This window comes from Geobacillus kaustophilus, assembly GCF_000948285.1.
Classification (GTDB): Bacteria; Bacillota; Bacilli; order Bacillales; family Anoxybacillaceae; genus Geobacillus; species Geobacillus thermoleovorans_A.
Genome location: NZ_JYBP01000003.1, coordinates 90,051 through 109,322, shown reverse-complemented (window position 1 = coordinate 109,322; position 19,272 = coordinate 90,051). Strand labels below are relative to the sequence as shown.

Annotated in this window: 19 protein-coding genes; 8 read left to right on the top strand and 11 right to left on the bottom strand. The window is 55.5% G+C overall.

The window, feature by feature from the left end; translation table 11 throughout:
- Positions 1–149: 149 nt before the first annotated feature.
- Complete coding sequence (locus LG52_RS01095; RefSeq protein ID WP_044733039.1) at positions 150–590, bottom strand: Dps family protein; 441 nt, start codon at positions 588–590, stop codon at positions 150–152.
- A 152-nt stretch (positions 591–742) separates the two neighbouring features.
- Between LG52_RS01095 and ytzI the strand changes: the two genes are divergently transcribed.
- Positions 743–901 carry a YtzI protein gene (gene ytzI, locus LG52_RS18600; RefSeq protein WP_231584411.1) on the top strand — a complete coding sequence of 53 codons (159 nt, stop codon included), beginning with the start codon at positions 743–745 and terminating at the stop codon, positions 899–901.
- A gap of 24 nt (positions 902–925) precedes the next feature.
- Here ytzI and LG52_RS01090 read toward each other — a convergent pair whose 3' ends face one another.
- Complete coding sequence (locus LG52_RS01090) at positions 926–1,402, bottom strand: S-ribosylhomocysteine lyase (protein ID WP_044730508.1); 477 nt, start codon at positions 1,400–1,402, stop codon at positions 926–928.
- A gap of 214 nt (positions 1,403–1,616) precedes the next feature.
- Between LG52_RS01090 and yidD the strand changes: the two genes are divergently transcribed.
- From yidD to LG52_RS01065, 5 genes are all read left to right on the top strand, one after another.
- The gene (gene yidD, locus LG52_RS01085) at positions 1,617–1,862 is read left to right on the top strand and encodes a membrane protein insertion efficiency factor YidD (RefSeq protein ID WP_044730507.1); all 246 of its coding nucleotides are present in this window, start codon (positions 1,617–1,619) and stop codon (positions 1,860–1,862) included.
- 87 nt (positions 1,863–1,949) lie between these two features.
- Complete coding sequence (locus LG52_RS01080) at positions 1,950–3,134, top strand: GTP-binding protein (protein ID WP_044730506.1); 1,185 nt, start codon at positions 1,950–1,952, stop codon at positions 3,132–3,134.
- Between the two features lie 80 nt (positions 3,135–3,214).
- Positions 3,215–4,186 (top strand): metal ABC transporter substrate-binding protein, encoded by a 972-nt coding sequence (locus LG52_RS01075; RefSeq protein ID WP_044730505.1) that lies wholly within the window; start codon positions 3,215–3,217, stop codon positions 4,184–4,186.
- Between the two features lie 128 nt (positions 4,187–4,314).
- Positions 4,315–5,664: a cytochrome ubiquinol oxidase subunit I gene (locus LG52_RS01070; protein WP_044730504.1), complete on the top strand. Its 1,350-nt coding sequence runs from the start codon at positions 4,315–4,317 to the stop codon at positions 5,662–5,664.
- A 15-nt stretch (positions 5,665–5,679) separates the two neighbouring features.
- Positions 5,680–6,711 carry a cytochrome d ubiquinol oxidase subunit II gene (locus LG52_RS01065; protein WP_044730503.1) on the top strand — a complete coding sequence of 344 codons (1,032 nt, stop codon included), beginning with the start codon at positions 5,680–5,682 and terminating at the stop codon, positions 6,709–6,711.
- Between the two features lie 88 nt (positions 6,712–6,799).
- Here the strand turns inward: LG52_RS01065 and LG52_RS01060 are convergent, their stop codons facing one another.
- The 4 genes from LG52_RS01060 to LG52_RS01045 all read right to left on the bottom strand — a co-directional run bounded on the left by LG52_RS01060 (position 6,800) and on the right by LG52_RS01045 (position 11,873).
- The gene (locus tag LG52_RS01060; RefSeq protein WP_044730502.1) at positions 6,800–8,758 is read right to left on the bottom strand and encodes a beta-propeller fold lactonase family protein; all 1,959 of its coding nucleotides are present in this window, start codon (positions 8,756–8,758) and stop codon (positions 6,800–6,802) included.
- A gap of 96 nt (positions 8,759–8,854) precedes the next feature.
- A complete protein-coding gene (locus LG52_RS01055) occupies positions 8,855–10,933 on the bottom strand; it encodes a hypothetical protein (protein ID WP_044733038.1) in 2,079 nt (692 codons plus the stop codon).
- Positions 10,934–11,077: 144 nt separating this feature from the next.
- Complete coding sequence (locus LG52_RS01050; protein WP_044730501.1) at positions 11,078–11,566, bottom strand: hypothetical protein; 489 nt, start codon at positions 11,564–11,566, stop codon at positions 11,078–11,080.
- Positions 11,567–11,582: 16 nt separating this feature from the next.
- Entirely contained in the window at positions 11,583–11,873 is a 291-nt protein-coding gene (locus LG52_RS01045; protein WP_044730500.1) for a DUF2325 domain-containing protein, read from the bottom strand.
- Between the two features lie 310 nt (positions 11,874–12,183).
- On the opposite strand from LG52_RS01045, the gene LG52_RS18595 reads away from it, so the two are divergent.
- Positions 12,184–12,345, top strand: a complete 162-nt coding sequence (locus LG52_RS18595) for a DUF1540 domain-containing protein (protein ID WP_075261666.1) — start codon at positions 12,184–12,186, stop codon at positions 12,343–12,345.
- A gap of 66 nt (positions 12,346–12,411) precedes the next feature.
- Positions 12,412–12,609, top strand: a complete 198-nt coding sequence (locus LG52_RS01040; RefSeq protein WP_044730499.1) for a hypothetical protein — start codon at positions 12,412–12,414, stop codon at positions 12,607–12,609.
- 83 nt (positions 12,610–12,692) lie between these two features.
- Here LG52_RS01040 and LG52_RS01035 read toward each other — a convergent pair whose 3' ends face one another.
- The 5 genes from LG52_RS01035 to LG52_RS01015 form a co-directional block, all read right to left on the bottom strand.
- Positions 12,693–14,165, bottom strand: a complete 1,473-nt coding sequence (locus tag LG52_RS01035) for an o-succinylbenzoate--CoA ligase (RefSeq protein WP_044730498.1) — start codon at positions 14,163–14,165, stop codon at positions 12,693–12,695.
- Positions 14,166–14,425: 260 nt separating this feature from the next.
- Positions 14,426–15,244 (bottom strand): 1,4-dihydroxy-2-naphthoyl-CoA synthase, encoded by an 819-nt coding sequence (menB, locus tag LG52_RS01030; protein WP_025950192.1) that lies wholly within the window; start codon positions 15,242–15,244, stop codon positions 14,426–14,428.
- Positions 15,245–16,057, bottom strand: a complete 813-nt coding sequence (gene menH, locus LG52_RS01025; protein ID WP_044730497.1) for a 2-succinyl-6-hydroxy-2,4-cyclohexadiene-1-carboxylate synthase — start codon at positions 16,055–16,057, stop codon at positions 15,245–15,247.
- Entirely contained in the window at positions 16,054–17,802 is a 1,749-nt protein-coding gene (gene menD / locus LG52_RS01020; protein WP_044730496.1) for a 2-succinyl-5-enolpyruvyl-6-hydroxy-3-cyclohexene-1-carboxylic-acid synthase, read from the bottom strand. Before menD ends, menH begins: the two co-directional genes overlap by 4 nt.
- Positions 17,795–19,171: an isochorismate synthase gene (locus LG52_RS01015; protein ID WP_044730495.1), complete on the bottom strand. Its 1,377-nt coding sequence runs from the start codon at positions 19,169–19,171 to the stop codon at positions 17,795–17,797. Before LG52_RS01015 ends, menD begins: the two co-directional genes overlap by 8 nt.
- Between the last annotated feature and the right edge of the window lie 101 nt (positions 19,172–19,272).

Genomic DNA, 19,272 nt, shown 5'->3' with positions numbered 1-19,272 from the left:
GAGGGGAGAACGCGGCGCGGCGCATTCCCTAAAAAATCGCCCTTTTTCGACAAAGAAAAAGGCCGCCCCCAACTGTCGAGGACAGCCTTTCTCTTTGCCGTCAATCGGCCGGGAAGCATTCCGCTTTCAAGGCGATGGATCAAGCTTGGTCAACGCCCTAGGAACGATTTCAGCATCCAGACGTGTTTTTCCAAGCCGCGATGAATGCCAAGGAGCATGTCGCCCGTCGTCTCATCGCCAACTTCATCCGCCAGCTGCATGCCTTCTTTCAATTCGCCGATCATCGTTTCAAAGTCGCCGACAATCGCGGCGACCATTTGTTCGGCCGTTTCCGTTCCGGCCGCTTCTTTGACGGACGCCTGCTCAAGGCAGTCTTTCATCGTCGCCACCGGCTTGCCGCCGAGCGCCAAGAGCCGCTCAGCGAGGGCATCAATATGAACGGCCGCTTCATTGTACAGCTGCTCAAACTTCTCGTGCAGCGTGAAAAATTGCGGACCGGTGACATACCAATGGTAGTTGTGCAATTTCACGTACAAAACGGTCCAGTTGGCGATTTGTTTGTTGACGAGATCGATCAGTCGGGTTGCCATCATCTCACTCCTCCTCATGGTTGTTGTACCCAACTGGCTTGCTGATGAAACATGGAAACCTGCCGATGGATAGCTTCCCCCATTTCGCCGGAAATATGAATGCCCGCCCTGCGGGATATGGTATAATGAAAAGAAAAAAAGGAGCCGCTATGATGTACTGGACGTTGGCTGTTTGCCTCATCATTGCCGCTGTCGTTCTCGCTTTAGCGGTCGCGACGACTTCGAAAGCGTACGCGCACAAGCATACGGTCGATCCGCTCCCGGAAGAGCGCGGCAGCGGACAACAAGCCGGCCCGAAGCAGCCGCAGTAGAGCCGCCCTGGGCCGGCTTGTTCATCAGCCAAACACCTTTTTCAACTCTTCTTTCTCTTGCGAAAGCCAAAAACGCATAAGCTTTTTGGCCGCCTCTAGGTCATGCAGCTTCGCCTGGCCGCATTGCCGCTCGGTCGCCGCTGGCACTTCCGTCGCGGCGAGCGCGTCCTTCATGGCGTCTTCCAACAAATCGATGACCTCGTCCACGGTCGGCGAACCGCTCACCACAAGGTAAAACCCAGTCTGGCAGCCCATCGGCGAGATGTCGATAATGTCGAAATGATCATATTTCGCCGCATGTTGGCGCAGCGTATACGCCAACAAATGTTCGAGCGTATGAATGGCGGCGGGGTCCATCGCTTCCTTGTTCGGCTGGCAAAAGCGAATGTCAAACTTATTGACGACGCCGTCGCTGCCGACTTTGTGAACTCCGCAATGCCGCACATACGGCGCCTTAACCGCGCAATGATCCAATTCAAAGCTTTCCACCGGTGAAGGCATGTCAATCACTCCTAGTTATTGATTCTCTTTTTTATCATAACCAAAACGGGGGGCGTCCCGCATCTTTTTTGCCTCTCGCTCGGCTTGGCGCCTATGCCCAAAAAGCAAAGGCTGGGTCGGCGCCCCATTCCGAGCGAATGACAGTCGTTTTTCTTGAACAAAAGAACCATTTGTTCTATTGTAATCATGATGATAACGGAAAGGAGAACTGTACATGGGCCAATGGCTGATTTGGTGCATCCGCTTTTATCAACGCTTCCTCTCTCCGCTCAAGCCGCCGACATGCCGCTTTTATCCGACTTGCTCGAACTATGGCATCGAAGCGATCCGGCGGTTTGGCGCCATAAAAGGGGGATGGCTGACGGTCAAGCGCATTTTGAAATGCCATCCGTTCCATCCGGGCGGGTTTGATCCCGTTCCTGAACCATCCCAACACCTGAAAAAAAACAAAATCACTTGATGGCCCTTGCCATTTGCTTCATTTTTTTGTATGATCGATCTTGTTAAATCGTAATGATTACTATTTTCAAAAGAGGAGGAGCAGCAGATGAAAAAAATCCCTGTCACTGTATTAAGCGGTTACTTAGGATCAGGGAAAACGACTTTGCTTCATCATATCTTGCACAATCGGGAAGGAAAAAAAATCGCCGTCATTGTCAACGATATGAGCGAAATCAATATGGATGCCGAACTCATTCGGCAAAACGGATTTTTCCGCACCGAAGAAAAGCTCATTCACATTCAAAATGGCTGTATTTGCTGCACCTTGCGGGAGGATTTGATCAAAGCGGTCGATCAGCTCGTCGAAAACGAGGAGATCGACTATATTGTCATTGAATCTTCCGGAATTAGCGAACCCATTCCAGTTGCGCAAACTTTTACGTATTTGGATGAGGAACTTGGAATCGATCTATCCCGAAAATGCCGATTGGACACCATGGTGACGGTTGTCGACGCCAACCGTTTTTGGACGGACTTTTCCTCGGGCGAAACCTTGCTTGACCGCCAACAGGCGGTCGATGAAACGGACAGCCGCGAAATTGCGGATTTGCTTATTGAACAAATCGAATTCGCCAATGTCATTATCGTCAATAAAATCGATCTTGTATCGGCGGAGGAAGCGCAAAAATTACAAAAAGTTCTTCAAAAACTGAATCCGGAAGCCGTCATCATCCCGGCAACTTTCGGCCAAGTGCCGCTTGATTCCATTTTAAACACCCACTTATTTGATTTTGAAAAAGCGAGCCAATCAGCCGGCTGGATCAAAGAGCTGAATGAAGAGCACACACCCGAGACTGAACAATACGGCATCTCTTCCTTTGTTTATCGAAGAAAGCGGCCGTTTCATCCGGAACGTTTGATGAATTGGCTTGAAAACTGGCCAACAGAAGTGGTGCGCGCGAAAGGATTTATTTGGCTTGCCTCTTGGAACGACTGGTGCGTTCTCCTATCGCAAGCAGGGACATCAATCTCCATCCAAGCAGCGGGGCGATGGATGGCTTCCTATCCAGAAGAGGACATCAAACAGCTGTTGCAAGAAGAGGAAGCATGGCGGGAAAAGTGGGATGACACCTACGGCGACCGCTTGACCGAACTCGTGTTGATTGGCATCAAGATGAACGCGGATTGCATCGAACGCTCGCTGGACGAATGCTTGCTGACCGATGAAGAGATGAAGGAAGATTGGACGCTGTTTTCCAATCCGTTTCCTTCATTGACTCCTTCAGCCTAAACGGTGATCCATCATTTTCAAATCGTAATGATTACGATATAATAAATGCGGACATCTTTATTCCAAGAAAGGAGTTCAACATGAGAGCAACGTCCATCATTTTGTCTTTCCTCTTGGCGACGAGCGCCTTGCTATACGGCTGTCAATCGAAGCCAGAGGCAAAAGAGGCCCAAACATCGAACGATCAGTTAACAATTTATACAACCGTCTATCCGCTTGAAGACTTTACGAAAAAAATCGGCGGCGACGCCGTGAACGTCAAAAGCGTTTACCCGCCGGGAGTGGAAGCCCATACGTTCGAACCGACAACCAAAACGGTGCAGCAGATTGCGGACGCGGACGCGTTCATTTACATCGGCCACGGGATGGAACCGTTCGCCGAAAAACTGCAGGAAACATTACAAAATGAGCATGTCCGATTTCTCGTTGCCACAAACGGCATCGAATTGCTTGAATCGAACCATGAACAGCATGCGCATGGCGAAGGGCACAAAGACGAACATGAGGAAGAACATGGCCACGAACACGGAGACAAAGATCCTCATGTATGGCTTGACCCGATCCGCTCCATTGCGATCGCCGAGAACATCCGCGATTTGCTGATTGAACTGAAACCTGAAAAAAAAGACATGTTTATGCAAAACTTTGAAACGTTAAAGATGAAACTCGAGCGCCTTGACGGACAATTTCGTTCCGTCATCGAGAAAGCTCCCAGAAAAGAGATGCTCGTTTCCCATCAAGCCTACGGATATTGGGAAGACCGCTACGGGATCAAACAGCTGAGCGTTTCCGGGCTTTCTCCGAGCAACGAACCATCGCAAAAAGAGCTGGCTCAGCTCATCCAGACAGCCAAACAGCATCACATCCGCTATGTCATTTTCGAACAAAATGTCCATCCCAAAACGGCGGAAGTGATTCAGAACGAAATCGGCGCCAAGCCGCTCCGTCTGCATAACTTGGAATCGCTGACCGATGAAGATCGAAAAGCCGACAAAGATTACTTTGCCCTTATGGCCGAGAATCTCCGCGTGCTGCAAAAAGCCCTTCATTGAAAGACAAGCGCCTGCCTCTTTCGATCGAGGCAGGCGGTTTCGTTTCCCTTCCAGGCCATCTTTCACCAAAATGAGGAATAATCAGAGAAAAAGTGGAAATCATAAAAAAAAGAAAGGGATGTTGTGAAATGGATGACGTGATCATTGCCCGCAGCTTATTCGGGACGACGATGGCTTTTCATATCATTTTCGCCACACTTGGGGTCGGAATCCCGATCATGATTTTGCTGGCGGAACTTTTGCACCAAAAGACAAAAGATCATGATTATGCCGTCATGGCCAAACGATGGACGAAAGGGTTGGCCGTATTGCTGGGAGTGGCCATTCCGTCAGGCACCATCGCCGGGGTGCAGTTGTCGCTCCTATGGCCGGGCTTTATGGAAGTGATCGGAAAAGTGATGTCCCTCCCGTTTCAAATTGAAATTTACGCCTTTTTTATTGAAGCGTTGTTTATGTCCATTTATGTGTACGCCGCTGACCGCATCTCTCCGTTGATGCGGATTGTGAGCGTGTTTTTTGTCGCTCTTGGCGCCAGCGCTTCCGCCATTTTAATTACCAATGTGCACGCTTTTGAAGGCACGCCGGCGGGATTTCGGATTGAAAACAGCGAAATCGTGGATGTCGACCCATGGGCGGCCTTTTTCAATCCAAGCTTTTTCGTCACGGCCGGACATGTCGTCCTGTCCGCCTATATGACCGGAGCCTTTGTGTTGGCATCAATCGCCGCTTACCAGCTGTTGCGCGCCTCCCAAAACGAGCAAGTGCGGCGTTTTCACCAAAAAGCGCTCAAACTCTCGTTGACAGTCGGCGGCGTATTCTCGCTGTTGACCGCGATCAACGGGCATGAATCGGCCCAGCTCCTTCATCAATACCAACCGGAAAAACTAGCGGCGGCCGAAGGGCTGTTTGAAACCCAATCCCATGCCCCGTTAGCCATCGGCGGATTTACCGATGCGGAAACGCAATCCGTGAAATGGGCCATTGAAATTCCGTGGGCGCTCAGCTTTTTGGCCGGCAACCGTTTCGACACCGTCGTCAAAGGGCTGAATGATTTTCCGAAAGAATGGTGGCCGCCGCTGTTTGTCCATACGTTGTTCAACGCCATGGTGGGCATCGGCATGCTCCTATTGCTCCTGTCAGCTGCCGCGTGGATCTGGCAGAAATGGCTGAAGCGGCCTGCCTTTCCGCGCTGGCTCCTGTACGGTTTTGTCGCCGCCGGGCCGCTGGCTGTGATCGGCATTGAATGCGGCTGGATTTTTGCCTGCACCGGAAGGCAGCCATGGGTCATTTACCGGATGATGAAAACGGAAGAAGCCGTCACGCAAACAGGAAATTTAGCGGTCTTGTTCGCATTGTTTGTGGCGATTTACATCCTATTGAGCATCGCCGTGGTGCTCGTGCTTCGCTATTATTTCCGCCGCCATCCGGTGGCAGACGACCTGCGCAAACCGCCCAATGAAGGCACGCTGCCCGTCTAGAAAGGAGAACGATTTATGGCCGATGAGCTGATTGCCATTACCGTGCTATGGGGGTTTATTTTCATTTATGCCGTCATGGCGACGATGGACTTTGGCGCCGGTTTTTGGTCGATGGTCTATATCCATCGCGAAAAAGCGAACGCCACCAAGATTGCGAACCGCTATTTATCGCCCACCTGGGAGGTGACCAATGTCTTTATCGTCGCGATTGTGGTCGCCTTGTTCAGTTTTTTTCCCGGCGCTGCCTTCCTGCTTGGGACGGTGCTTCTTGTCCCCGGCAGCATCATTTTGCTTTTGCTCGCGGTCCGCAGCGCCTTTCTCGTGTTTGCCCATGTCGCCAAAGAATATGAAAAAGCGTTGACCTATATTTCCGGCATCACCGGCATCATCATCCCCACCTTGCTCATTAGCGTGTTGCCCATTACGCATGGAGAATTCATCGACATCCGAAAGGGCGTCCCAACTCTCGATTTGGAGCGCTTCTTGACAAGCCCTCATGCCTATTCCTTCATGGGCTTTGCGATTTCGAGCACGCTGTTTTTGTCTTCGCTCTTGCTGGCGGATTACTCCCTTGAAGCAGGAGACCGCGAGGCATACCGCCTGTATCGGCGCGACGCTTGGATCACGGGGCCCCTCTCGTTGTTGATGGCGGGATGCATGATGTTGACGATGCGCTACGAAGCCAAATGGCTGTATGACAAGATGATGGAGTATTGGCCGTGGCTGATCGGTTCAGTGGCGATGTTCGCCGCCGCGGGCATCGCCCTCTCCCTGCCGTCTTCTCGGCACCCTCATGTTAGAGGGAGGCCTCGGCTCGCGGTCATCGCGATTGTCATTCAGTATTTTCTCGCGAGTTACGCCTATGGGAAGGCACATCTGCCCTATATGGTGTATCCGGATGTCACGATCGAGTCGGCCTTTACCCATCCGGATACATTCCGGGCGCTGTTTGCCTCCTACATCGCGGGCTTTCTCATTTTGTTTCCCGGCTTCGTCTATTTCTGGCGTTTGTTTATGCACGATAAGCGCTATGTGCGGCCAAAATAACAAGGAAAAGGCGCCCAAACACGCATGGGGGCGCCTTTCTTTATGCCTGCGCCGCTGAACGAAAATAGTCTCGTTTTCCTATCGCGATTTATTGCAGCGAGCGGACATAGGCGGCGATCGCCGCGATTTCTCCCGGCGTCAACGTTTGCACTTCTTTCGTCCGATGGCGCCGGATCGCTTCCTCGATCGTTTTCGCGCTGCCGTCGTGCAAATACGGGGCTGTCGCCCATACGCCTCGCAGCGTCGGCGCATCCCACTGCTTTGGCGTCCGCGGGTTTGTGAACCGGGCGCGGGCGTCGCCTTTGGAGGCGCGGTCCTTCGGGTTGGCCGTGCCGATGTCGTGCAAGTAGGCGGTATTGGCGGTCGTCAATTTCCCGTCCGGCCCGACCGCCTTGACGCTGTCGGTGAAATACTCGCCCCCATGGCAGCTTAAGCAATTCCCTTTCCCGTTGAACAGCCGATCCCCTTCCTTCGCTTCCGCCGTCAAGCTGCCGTCCGCCTTTCGATACGGGCTTTTCGGCACGGGGAACGAACGCGGGTCGTTCAAGTAGGCGAGAATGGCGTCAAACATATGCTGGACGTTCGGCGGCAGCGGCTTGGACGGGTCGATCGTCGTCATGCCGCCCATCTCGCCTTGCACGGTATGAATGTAGTCGGCAAAATCGTCGCGCGACCCATCCCACATAAACAGCCCGGTTTTCGTCGCCAAAATGTTGCTCGGCACGTTGCGCGGCCCTTTCGCCGTCATGAGCGTCAAGCCGTTGATGTCGCCGTCGCTATGGCACGAAGCGCAGCTCATCCAATTGTTCCCTGTGATGTTGATGGCAAACTCGTCGCTGTTGGCGCTGTAAAAGATCGTTTTTCCTTCGCGCACGAGCGGGGAGAGCGAATCTTTCGCAATGAGGCGGATCGTGCCGCTCTCCTGCTTCGCTTTCGCATACGGGCTTTTTCCTCCGGTTTGGATCACGGCCAAATCATGGCTCATGGCGTTGTGGACGTAAAGCGTTTTGCCATCCGGCGAAATCGCGATCCCGCGCGGGTTGTTCCCGCGAATGCGGCGCAAAATTTGCGTCGCCTTGCCGCCGCGGCGCAAGTCAAAGACGACGAGGTCCTCGCTTCCGGACATGACCGCGTACGCTTTGCCGCCGTCCGGGGAAAACGCCACATCGTACGGATTCGAGACGATGATCGTCTCGTTATGGACATCGGTGACATTGATCGCGGCAAACAGCTCTTTCCGCTCGTCGATCCGCTCCGCCTCTTTCGTTGTGTCGAGGACGGAAATGGCCGGAAATACCGTTTCCTCAAACTGGATCGGCGTATCGACGTTCGTCAATAAGTGCGGAATGTACGCCTTCTTTCCGTCTGGAGCAATGACAATTTGCTCGAGCGTATTCGGGATGCCTTGGCTTTTTTTCCGGTCCGGTTTGTCCGGCGACGGAGCAAGGGCGATTTCCTTGACCACCCGCCGTTTCTTTGTGTCAATCACGGTGACTTTGGCCGCCAAATATTGCGTCACGTACAGCTTCCTTCCGTCCGCTGTCAGCGCCAGCGCCCGCGGCCGATCGCCCGCTTTGATGTCTTTCGTCCGCTTCCCGCTCTCAGCGTCAAACACCGAGACCGTGCCCGAGCGGTAGTTGGCGACATATACTTCCGCCCCATCCGGACTGGTGACGATGCCGAACGGCTCGATCCCCGTTTTCCAACGGTCGACGACTTTCCGCTTGTCAAGCGACACGACGTCCACTTCATCATCGTACATGCAGGAAACATACAGCGTCCGTCCATCCGGGCTGAGCGCCAACTGGCGCGGTTCGCGGCCGACAGGAATTTCCGCTTCCTTCGTTTTTGTTTTCGCGTTGATGATCGTCACTGTATCCACATCGATGTTGGCGGTGTAGACATAGCGCCCATCGCTGCTTACGGCGATGTTGTCGCCGTGCGCCGGGGCGTGTCTGGCTGCTTTCGGCTGCTCCAGCCATGCCTTTTCATCCTGACAGCCGGCCAACAGCGCGGCGATCGCCGCGGCGAACCACCATTTTCGCATTTCAATATTCCCCCGTTTTTTACGAAAATGATAACCATCCTCAATTTTACAAAGAAAAGCGGCGAATCTCAATCGTATTTCGCCGCTTTCTTTCTGTTATTGATTGACGGATCCAACGTTGACCTTGACCGTCCGCAGCACCGGTGCGACGCCATATGGGCCGCCGGCCGCCTGCACTTGCGGCACATGATCGCGATCCGTGTTGCCAAGTTTTTTCCCTTTCATATACACATCGCCGGTATCCCAAAATTCGCTCGCCTGCATCCCTTCTGGAAGCGTCGGCCCGTCGATGATCCGGTCGTAAAAATCGACGTAGCGGGAAATGATCGTTTCGCGGTCAAGGGCTTTGGCGGTTTCATCCGCTTGGTCGTTGTTCAAGTTTTGCAGCGCCACGCGGAACACTCCCGACAGCGCGCCGGCGAGCCATGGGGTGTACTTGTCCTCTTTTTCTCCCGTATGGTACACGTGCCATTTTTTATCCCAAAAATGCTTGTCCATCGCCTCATAAACAAGGCGGGCGGCATCGCGGTACGCTTCGTCTTTCGTCGCCAAAAACGCCGCCGTCAGCCCGCGAATGGCGCCGAGTTGGGCAAGAAGCGTCGGCTCGTCTTGGTCCGGCCCTTGGCCGATCGTGTAGCCGTTGGCGACAAGCCCGTCTTTTCGCATCAAGTTTTTCAAGATAAAGTCCGCTTGCCGGCGGATGAGCTCGAGCGCCCGCTTTCCTTCCGGCGTGCCAAGTCCTTTGGCGCTCTCGCCGCTCGCATAGCCGACCGGCATGCCGTCGATGGCCCGCTCAAAAATGCGGAGCGCTTCCATCGTGTAGCCAGCTTGGAACGCATCGACCCGGTTTCCTTGCGTTTGGCCGTCATGTTCCGTTACAAACGCGCCCACTTTTTCGTTGAAATGCATCGCATCGATGTTGCGGAACACTTGCAACAACACGTCGCGGTTGACGGAATACGGGTCGTCGGCCACGCGGTCGTTGGACGGATCGGCGTCCATATTTTCCTTTGCCGCTTTCGGGAACGGGTTTCCGTCAAACACGGCCAAAAACGCGGGGTTTTGGTTTTTGTTTTCCGGACGTTGGTCGGTCATGCCGAAAAACTCGGCCGCCGGCCAAAGCATGAGCCATTGGTCCTCAAGCAAGCTGCGGGAATCTTTGACGACGAGCTTCGCCGCATCCGGCGCCAGCTCGCTTCCCCCTTCGGCCACTTCCACCGCGTGCGGCAAATAAACGAAGCCGCCGCTCGGGTTGTAGCGGCTGCCGGCTGCCTTCGTCAACGCCCGTTGCTTCGCATCATAAAATAAATGGTCACGGATAAAAGCGAGCTTGTTCCATATTTGTTCCGTCAAAATCATCCCTTGCATCCCGTCGGCGGAGCTGACGCCAAGAGCGATGTTCCCGCTTTGGTCGTCGTTTGGCGTTTTCGCTTCGATCTCTTCATCGCTGTCTTTTTGGTGGAAATTGCCCAAAAAGTCGCCGGCCCAAAGCGCTTGCTTCAAAAAGACACCGCCGTACGCCGATGGCGTGAGCACTTTGTCCATTTTCCCCCGATTCCAGCGAAGCGATTGGAAATCGACTTGATAGACCGGCACGTATGTCCCATCGTCATTTTCCGCGTACACGTCCGTGTCCACCTTTTGCGCATAATGCGGATCGCCGCCGGCGTACTCGATGAAGGTCGGGAACATGTTGCGGAAAATTTCCTCGCGCGGATAGCCGACGCTGTCCACAAGCTCATAAAAACGATCGGCGAGCGCCTGATCGGCCGGTTTATGCAGCTGTTCGGCCCGCTGTTTGGCGATCGGGCCGTGAATGAGATGAAGGCCGAGCCCTGATTTTTCCGTCACTTCGTACATCGCTTCTTCGGAATACTCGTATGACTCGATGCCGGCCGTATAGTCAAATTTCGTCGGCTCATCCGGTTTTCTCGCGTCAAGGGTGTCCAAATCAAGCCCGAGCCCTTCGGCGAGCGGCTCGCCGGAAAGCTCAAATTCCGAGTAGGCAAACATATTGCCGGCCGTATCAAAATGATCGTCCGCCACCGGCACGTGCAGGCGCGGCGCTTCCGATGAACGGCCGTTCTCTTTCTCCCCGACGGCGGAACAGCCGGACGCCAAAAGCAACGACGCCACCGCCGACGTGGCCATCACTTTCCAAGGCATGCGTTTCATGTCTTGCTCCCCCATTTTTAAAATAACGATTTTCATTCTCACTAATGTTTATTATACGCCGCCCCTCCTCTTCGTTCAAGCTGAAATTCATCCAACAGCTTTTCGTCTATAAAACGGCGCTTTTAATGTCTGTTTCCTTCTATATTAAGCCGAAAGCCACTCAATGCGGCGTCCGCCCGTCCATAAAAAGCAGCATTCCAGTTCATTTGGACAACGTCCGATGGCTTGTCGGCATAAAGACGGAGCCGTTTCTTTGCAGCGCCCAATCGCTTCCTCTTCCTCACACCACAGCAGCACGCGCACCCGGTCGCGGTACACGATGTACAACTCCCGTTCGGCCTCTGGGCCCAATCCTCCGTCCACGAGCAGCAACGGCTTGCAGGACGCTTCTTCTCTCGAACCGAAAAACTGCAGCAAATGATCCGTCACCTTCGCCAAGACAAGACCGTAATGCAACGGCGTCGGGAACATCGACAAAGGAAGGAGCGAACGGTGCTGATCGATCAGCCGGAGCAGGCAAAGCGGCGACCGCAGCGAAGGAACGGTGTCGCAATACGCTTGCAGGACGGAACGGAGAAACCGGCGCAGCGCATACGGCCAGACATCCAACGTCTCGTGATGGATCGGCATCACGGCTCGCCTCCTTTATTCACGCATGTTTTTCCAGCTGCTCCAATACGGCGTTTATCGAGCTCCATGACCGTTTCGCAAAATAAATAGGCTTGTCTTTGCTTTTCGCCTTCTCTTTCACTTTCTTCGCCAAATTATGGTTCACGTAATCGATCATGACCAATACGGCGTCCACATGATCCGGAATGTCGCGTTTCACCATATTCACTTTCCGTCCGTTGAGATGAATGATTTCCCGGAATCCGGAACGCTCCAATTTATCGGTAATATGGCCTAAATGATCGGCTCCGACAACAAGCAGCGATGCCATCATGAAATCCTCCTTCGCTCTCTCTTCTTTCTTTTTTATTTTAATTGATAATGATTTTCTTTGTCAATTATAACAAGAGATATTTTCATCATTTTTTGGGCGATGATCCTCCACTTCAGCGCAGGGAAGAAGGAAACGCCATTTCTGCGATGTTGGGGACGGCGTGGGAGAACAACCATGATGGAAGCTGCCGATTGCCCCCTGCTTCCGTTGATCCCAGGCGGGAGTCTTCTGTTAGAGATGGATAAAATGCCTGCCAATGCGTCAAACTATAGACGCGGGCGATTTCATCACGACAAGGGGGATGACCATGGCGAAAGATGTTCTTTGCGAAGTGCGCAACTGCCATTATTGGGCGGAAGGGAACCGCTGCAGCGCGGAGTCCATTTACGTGGTCAGCCATGCAGGAAAAATGGCGTCCGATTCCACGGAGACGGATTGCAAAACGTTTGTTCCAGCCCATGAAGCATAATGCGAGACCAACGAGGCGCTGCCCGGCCGACCGGGCGGCGCTTGCCTCGTTCGAGGGGGGATGACGATGGACAAACGCGCCAGCCTCATTCAAGCGCTGCAAACGGAAATGAAGCGGGCCGCTTTAGGAACATACCCGGCTTGCATCGACTTATTCGCCCGTTTGTGGGATTATGAGTTCGGCTCTTTTGACCAGCTGCCGCCCGAGATTGAGCGGCTTCTCGCCAATCGAGCCGCTGAACTCGGGTTGATGGACGATTTTTGACAACAGCGGCAAAAAAAGCAGGCGCCCCACCTATGATGGGAACGCCTGCCTTTCTGCCCTCGAAATCGGCGTTTTCAGCGCTGTCAAAAGCCATGTTCAGTTTTCGGAATGATCCTTTTCAGTTCGCGGCGCAGCAGTTTTTGCGCGGCATTTCGCGGCAGTTCGTCGACGAAGTAAATGCGGGCCGGCACTTTATATTTCGCCAGCCGTTCGCGGCAAAACGCGCGCAGCGCCGCTTCATCCGCCGCCGCTCCGCGTTTCAGGCGGACGAACGCATACGGCACTTGCCCCCACGTTTCATCCTCGACGCCGGTCACCCCGGCTTCTTCCACATCGGGATGCGACAGCAGCACCGCCTCCACCTCAGCTGGGTAGACGTTTTCACCGCCGGAAATGATCAAGTCAGAACGGCGGTCAAGGACGTACAAAAATCCGTCTTCATCAACATAGCCGATATCGCCGGTAAAAAACCAGCCGCCGCGAATCGCTTGCTCCGTCGCTTCCGGGCGATGCAAGTATCCTTTGGCGACATTCGGCCCTTTGACGACAATTTCTCCCGCTTCATGCGGCGCAGCCGGCTTTCCGTCTTTTAGGATGCAAAGCTCCGCCGGAAAAAGCGGCTTGCCGGCCGAACCGAGCTTCGTCAAGCTGTATTCCGGCGCCAGCGTCGCGATTTGCGATGCCGTTTCCGTCATCCCGTACGTTTGGTACACCGGAATGCCTTTTTCTTTGCACGCCTCAAGCAACGGGCGCGGCGCCGGCCCGCCGCCAAGCAGCATGCAGCGGAACGTATCAGGATAGCGCGCTTCCCCAAGCTCGGCCACCATCCGCTGAAGCATGGCGGCGACAACCGACATGATCGTCACGTCGCCGCGCATGATCCATTCATTCGCCTCCTTCGGGTCGAATGACGTTTGCAGCCGCATCGGCATGCCGTAAATGACGCTGCGCATGGCGATCGACAGGCCGCTGATGTGAAACAGCGGCACGGCGGCCAGCCAGCAGTCGCGCTCATGCAAGCCTAAATTGAGCGCCGAGCCGACCGCGCTCCACCAATGGTTGCCGTACGTTTGCAAGACGCCTTTCGGAGTGCCGGTCGTCCCGGACGTATACATGATCGTGGCGGTTTCCTCCAAATCGCACGTTTCGTTTAAGGAGACGTCCGCTTCTGGAAGCGCGGCCAGGGCGTCTACAGTCAGAACACGGCCATCGCCGCCGAGGCGTCCGGCCAACTCCTCATCGGCAATAACAAGACGCGCTTCGCTGTCGTCAAGCTGCCAGCCGATCTCATAGGAAGTGAGGCGCACGTTTTGCAGCAAGGCGCGGGCGCCAAGAAAAAACAACGCATGGATGATCTCAATCATCTCGATGCGGTTTTTCATCAGCAAGGCGACAATGTCCCCTTCCTTGACGCCCGCCCGAGCGAGGCGGCGCGCCCAAGAGGCGGCGGCTTCATACAGTTCGGCAAACGTTTTTGTCCTCTCCCCGTCGCTCACAGCGGTTCGCTCCGGCGTCAAAAACGCCCGTTGCTTCAACCAATTTGGCATCGTCGTCATCTAGCGCCCCTCCGTTTTATTCTTCCCCCGCCCACGATCAACGCGAGCATTTCCTTTCCTCCGATTGAATCGAGGCAGGATTGCATTGTTTTGCAAGAACCTTGGCCCCATGTATACTCATTTGCTGTATCGGGCCGACTTGTTGAGTCGCATTTTTGCCAAGAAACTTCGCTCCCTGGCCGTTTATGAACATGGCCGCGCAAGGCGGCTTTCACAGAAAAAGCAGCTTGACGCGCCATCAAGCTGCTTTTTCGTTCTCATCACGGGAAACGCGGGAATTGGCCGAAGTCCGGCTTCCGTTTTTCTTTGAACGCCCGCATTCCTTCCTTCGCCTCTTCGGTCGTGTAGAAGAGAAGCGTCGCGTCGCCGGCGAGCTGCTGGATGCCGGCCAAGCCGTCGGAATCGGCGTTGAACGCCGCTTTTAAGAAGCGAATGGCCGTCGGGCTTTTTTCCAAAATTTCTTGCGCCCATTTGACCGTTTCTTCTTCAAGCTGCTCAAGCGGCACGACTTTGTTGACCAGCCCCATCTCGAGCGCTTCCTGCGCCGTGTACTGACGGCATAAATACCAAATTTCCCGCGCCTTTTTATGGCCGACGATGCGAGCCAAATAGCCGGCGCCATAACCGCCGTCAAAGCTTCCCACTTTCGGCCCGGTTTGGCCGAAGATGGCGTTGTCCGCAGCGATCGTCAAATCGCACACGACATGGAGCACATGCCCGCCGCCGATGGCGTAGCCGGCGACCATCGCAATAACCGGCTTCGGAATGACGCGGATGAGCCGCTGCAAATCAAGCACATTGAGGCGCGGAATTTCATCCTCGCCGACGTATCCGCCATGGCCGCGCACTTTTTGGTCCCCGCCCGAGCAAAACGCCTTGCCGCCGGCGCCGGTCAAAATGATGACACCAATGTTCGAATCATCTCGCGCTTTCGTAAACGCATCGATCATCTCATTCACCGTTTTCGGCCGAAACGCGTTATGTACTTCCGGACGGTTGATCGTAATTTTGGCGATGCCGTTGTACGTTTCGTAAATAATGTCCTCATAGTCGTACTGCTTCACCCATTCAAACGGCATTTACACTTCCCCCTTTGTCATGAATTCACTTACTATTTTAGCAAAAATGCCGGGCTGTTCCACGTGAATTGCATGTCCAGCTTCTTTTACGCAGATAAGTTCGCTGTTGGGCAGCCGCTCGTGCATTTGGGCGGCGATGCGGCAAAACTTCTCATCGCGCTCCCCGCAAACAAGGAGAACAGGCATGGAAAGTTCACCAAGCCGTTCCCAAAACGACGGCTGCACGCCGGTCCCCATCCCGCGCAAACTGTTGGCCAGCCCCGTTCCCGTATGGCGGAGCCGCTCGCGGCGAATCGCCGCCCGCGTCGGCTCCGGGAGCGCCTGCTGAGTGGAGAAAAGCGGGAGGCGCTCCCAATCATCGACAAAAGCACGGACGCCTTCCGTTTCGATCTTTCGCGCCAACGCCTCATCCGCTTCCCGCCGCGCGCGCCGCTCCTCCTCCGTCTTTAATCCGGGCGAACTGCTTTCCAGCACCAAACGGCGGACGCGGTGCGGATGCCAAACAGCGAACGCCAACGCGAGCCGGCCGCCCATCGAATAGCCGAGCATGTTCACTTGTTCGACGCCCCATTCGTCAAGGAGCGCCGCCAAATCAGCTGCCGCGTGTTCGATCCGATACCGTCGGGCGTTCTTTGGCGCCTCGGTCCGCCCATGGCCCAACAAGTCGACGGCCATCATGCGGAAGTCCGGCCAAAACGGGACGAACGGCCGCCATGTGTCCGCGCTGCCGGTAAACCCGTGAAGCAACAGAAGCGGCTCTCCTTCTCCATATTGTTCCACATGGTAACGAACCCCATTCACCATCACGCTCATGCCATTCCTCTTCGTTCGAGAAATTTCTCAATTTCCCGGGCAACCTCATTCCACAACAATCGATGCATTCGGACATTTTCCGCGCGCGACGTGCGCACTTCAATGACATGAAGCCCGCCTGATGACAGCGATTCCGATACATGGAGGCGGAACTCCGCCCAGCTATGCGGCACCGTATGGCGGCCGCCGTACATCTCGACGGAGTGGGCGAACGACAAATCCGTCGGCGTGCCAAACAGCGTTTCAAACGGCCCTTTATGGCGCGCCTGCGGCAAAAACGAGAAAATACCGCCGCCGTTGTTGTTCAACAAAACAATGGTGGCCGACAACGAGTGCAGTTTCGCCGCCAACAAGCCGTTTAAATCGTGGTAAAATGACAAATCGCCGATCACCAGCACAAGCGGCTGCGCGGCCAGACTTGCGCCCAAGGCGCTTGAAACGACTCCGTCAATGCCGTTGGCGCCGCGGTTGGCCAAAACGCGAAGCGGCTTGTCCGTCGCAAAGAGAAACGTATCCGCATCGCGAATCGGCATGCTGTTGCCGACAAACAGCGCCGCCCCGGCTGGAAGCAAATCGGCAAGCTCTGTGAACACTTTCCCTTCAAACCACTCTTCTTCCGGCAGGAGGCGTTCGAGCGTCAAGCGGGCGATCGCGTTCATCTCGCGCCATATCGCCGACCACGCGCTTTTGTTTTCTTTCGGTTTCGCCCATTCAAGAAGCTGGCGGCAAAGAATCAGTTCATCACTCTGGACGAAGCTGTCCGCGGACAACATCGGATCGCGCCAGCCGCCGTCGTCGACAACGATTTGACGAATCGCGCGATGGCGCTTCAGCCATAAAAAGAGCGGTTTCGACACCGGCATGGCGCCGAACCGAAGCACCACATCCGGAACAAGCTTGGAAGCGATCCCTTCCTCTTTTAAAATGGCGTCATAGCTGTCAATGACATACGTTTTATCATGCGAGCCGGCGCGCAGCTGGGAAAGCGGATCGGCGAGGATCGGAAAATCAAGCGCCCGCGCCAGCTCCGTCACGGCCTCGGCAAATCCGGGGCGATCGAGCGGCCCGCAGACGATCAAACCGCGTTCCGCCGCCACCAGCTGCTCATACAGCGCCGATACGCTCTCTTGCGGCAGCGCTGGGCGGCCGTGCAACACTTGTGGCGTCCCTGACACCGCCTGCACCCGCTCCCAAACCGCCTCATCGATATGCGGGACAAGCGGCTCGCGAAACGGCGCGTTCACATGCACAGGCCCGCACGGTGCACCGGCGGCCGTTTGGACGGCTCTTGCCGCCATCGTCCGCACGTATCGCAGCATATCATCCGCCTCTTCCGGCAGCGCCAAGTCGACAAACCACTTGGCATAGCGTCCGTATAAGTGCAGCTGATCAATCGCCTGCGGCGCCCCGACATCGCGCAGTTCATGCGGCCGGTCGGCCGTCAGCACCACGAGCGGAACGCGCGAATAGTATGCCTCGACAACCGCGGGCCAATAGTTGGCCGCCGCCGTTCCCGATGTGCACACTAACGCGACCGGCCGCTGTTTTGCCTTCGCCAAGCCGAGGGCGAAAAACGCGGCCGACCGCTCATCGATGTTCATATATAGGCGAAGGCCGGGGTGAGCCGCCATCGCCATCGCAAGCGGCGTCGAGCGCGAACCGGGGCTGATCACCGCTTCCGCCACCCCGGCCTGCGCCAATCCGTCGACCAACGCCGCCACATAAAAGGATAAGGCATCAGCCATCGTTCATCACTCCCAACGCCGATAACATCGGAGCCATTTTCACATTTGTCTCTTCATATTCGCTGTTTGGGTCGGAATCGGCGACAATGCCGCAGCCGGCAAAAAGCACAGCTTCATTCCCGGCGAGCAAGGCGGAGCGAATGGCGACCGCCCACTCCCCGTCTCCCTCGCTGTCCACCCAGCCGATCGGCGCAGCGTACCATCCGCGGTCAAGCGGCTCGAGGGAGCGGATCACCTCAAGCGCCCGATCGCGCGGCGTTCCGCCGAGCGCAGGTGTCGGATGCATCATTTCCACCAAGCGGAGCACCGATCGCTCTCGGCAGCCGCGGCCGACAACCGGGGTGCATAAATGTTGGATATGCGGCAGCTTGAGAAGCTGCGGCGCGGGCGGCATCTCGACCGTCTCGCAGACGGAAGAAAACAAGCGGCCGATCATTTGCACGACAAACTCGTGTTCCTCGCCGTTTTTTCGATCCGCCTGCAGCCAAGCGCCGAGCCGCTCATCTTCCTCCATGGCGGCCCCGCGGCGCACCGATCCGGCGAGACAAACGGATCGGCACGTCTCGCCCTCTTTTTGGACAAGCTGCTCAGGGGAGGCGCCAATAAAACAGCGGCCGTCTTGTTCAAAGGCAAAAAGGTAGGCAAACGGCTGCTGCTCGCGAAGCCGCATGAGCACGGCCGCGGCATCCACCGTCCGAGCGAACGTCAAGCGCCGAGCGCGGGCGAGCACCACCTTGTCGAGCGCCCCCGCCCGAATCGAGGCGATCGCTTCACGAACAGCCGCCAGCCAGCGTTCTTTCTCCTCCTCCTTATCGGAAACAAGGCGCGGAAGCCGGGCGGGAACAGCCGCGCATTCATCCATCCGCTCAAGCAAGCGCCCGACCCGCTCCCAGTCCCGTCCTCTTTTGTCCGTTGGGACGGTGACGGTCAATGTCGTTCGGCCATTTCTTACGGCAAGAAGCGCGGCCGGCGCCACGAGCTTCCCGGCCGGAAAGCCGCGCCAAATGTCGGCGCCTGGCCGGTGCGGGTCAAACGAAAACCCGCCAAACAATAACGGCGGCGCAGCGGCCGCGCCGTATGGCTCCATCTCTTTCTCCCATCGGCGCCGTCCTGATTCCACTTCATGAAACCGTCCGTCCGCCTTCTCCGTTTCGATCGCATAAGCGGAGCCGAGGCCGACCAATATCGTGCCTCCGCTTCGATCCGACCAAAAAAACCGTTCGCGGAAGCCGCATGACGGCCCCAGCATAAAAAAAGAAACCGGATCAACGTCCTCCCACGGTTCCGTCCAGCTGACAAACGGCCGCGCCGCATTCACCGCCAATCTATGCAATTGTTGCTGCAGGTGATGTCGAAATCCAATCGCCACGTTCCTCACGCTTTCTGTCGTAAAATTCCCCCTCCATCCCCACTTCCCATTATAATATAATAGGAAATCATTTATCTATCGGGAAGGGTTGACACGCCTCA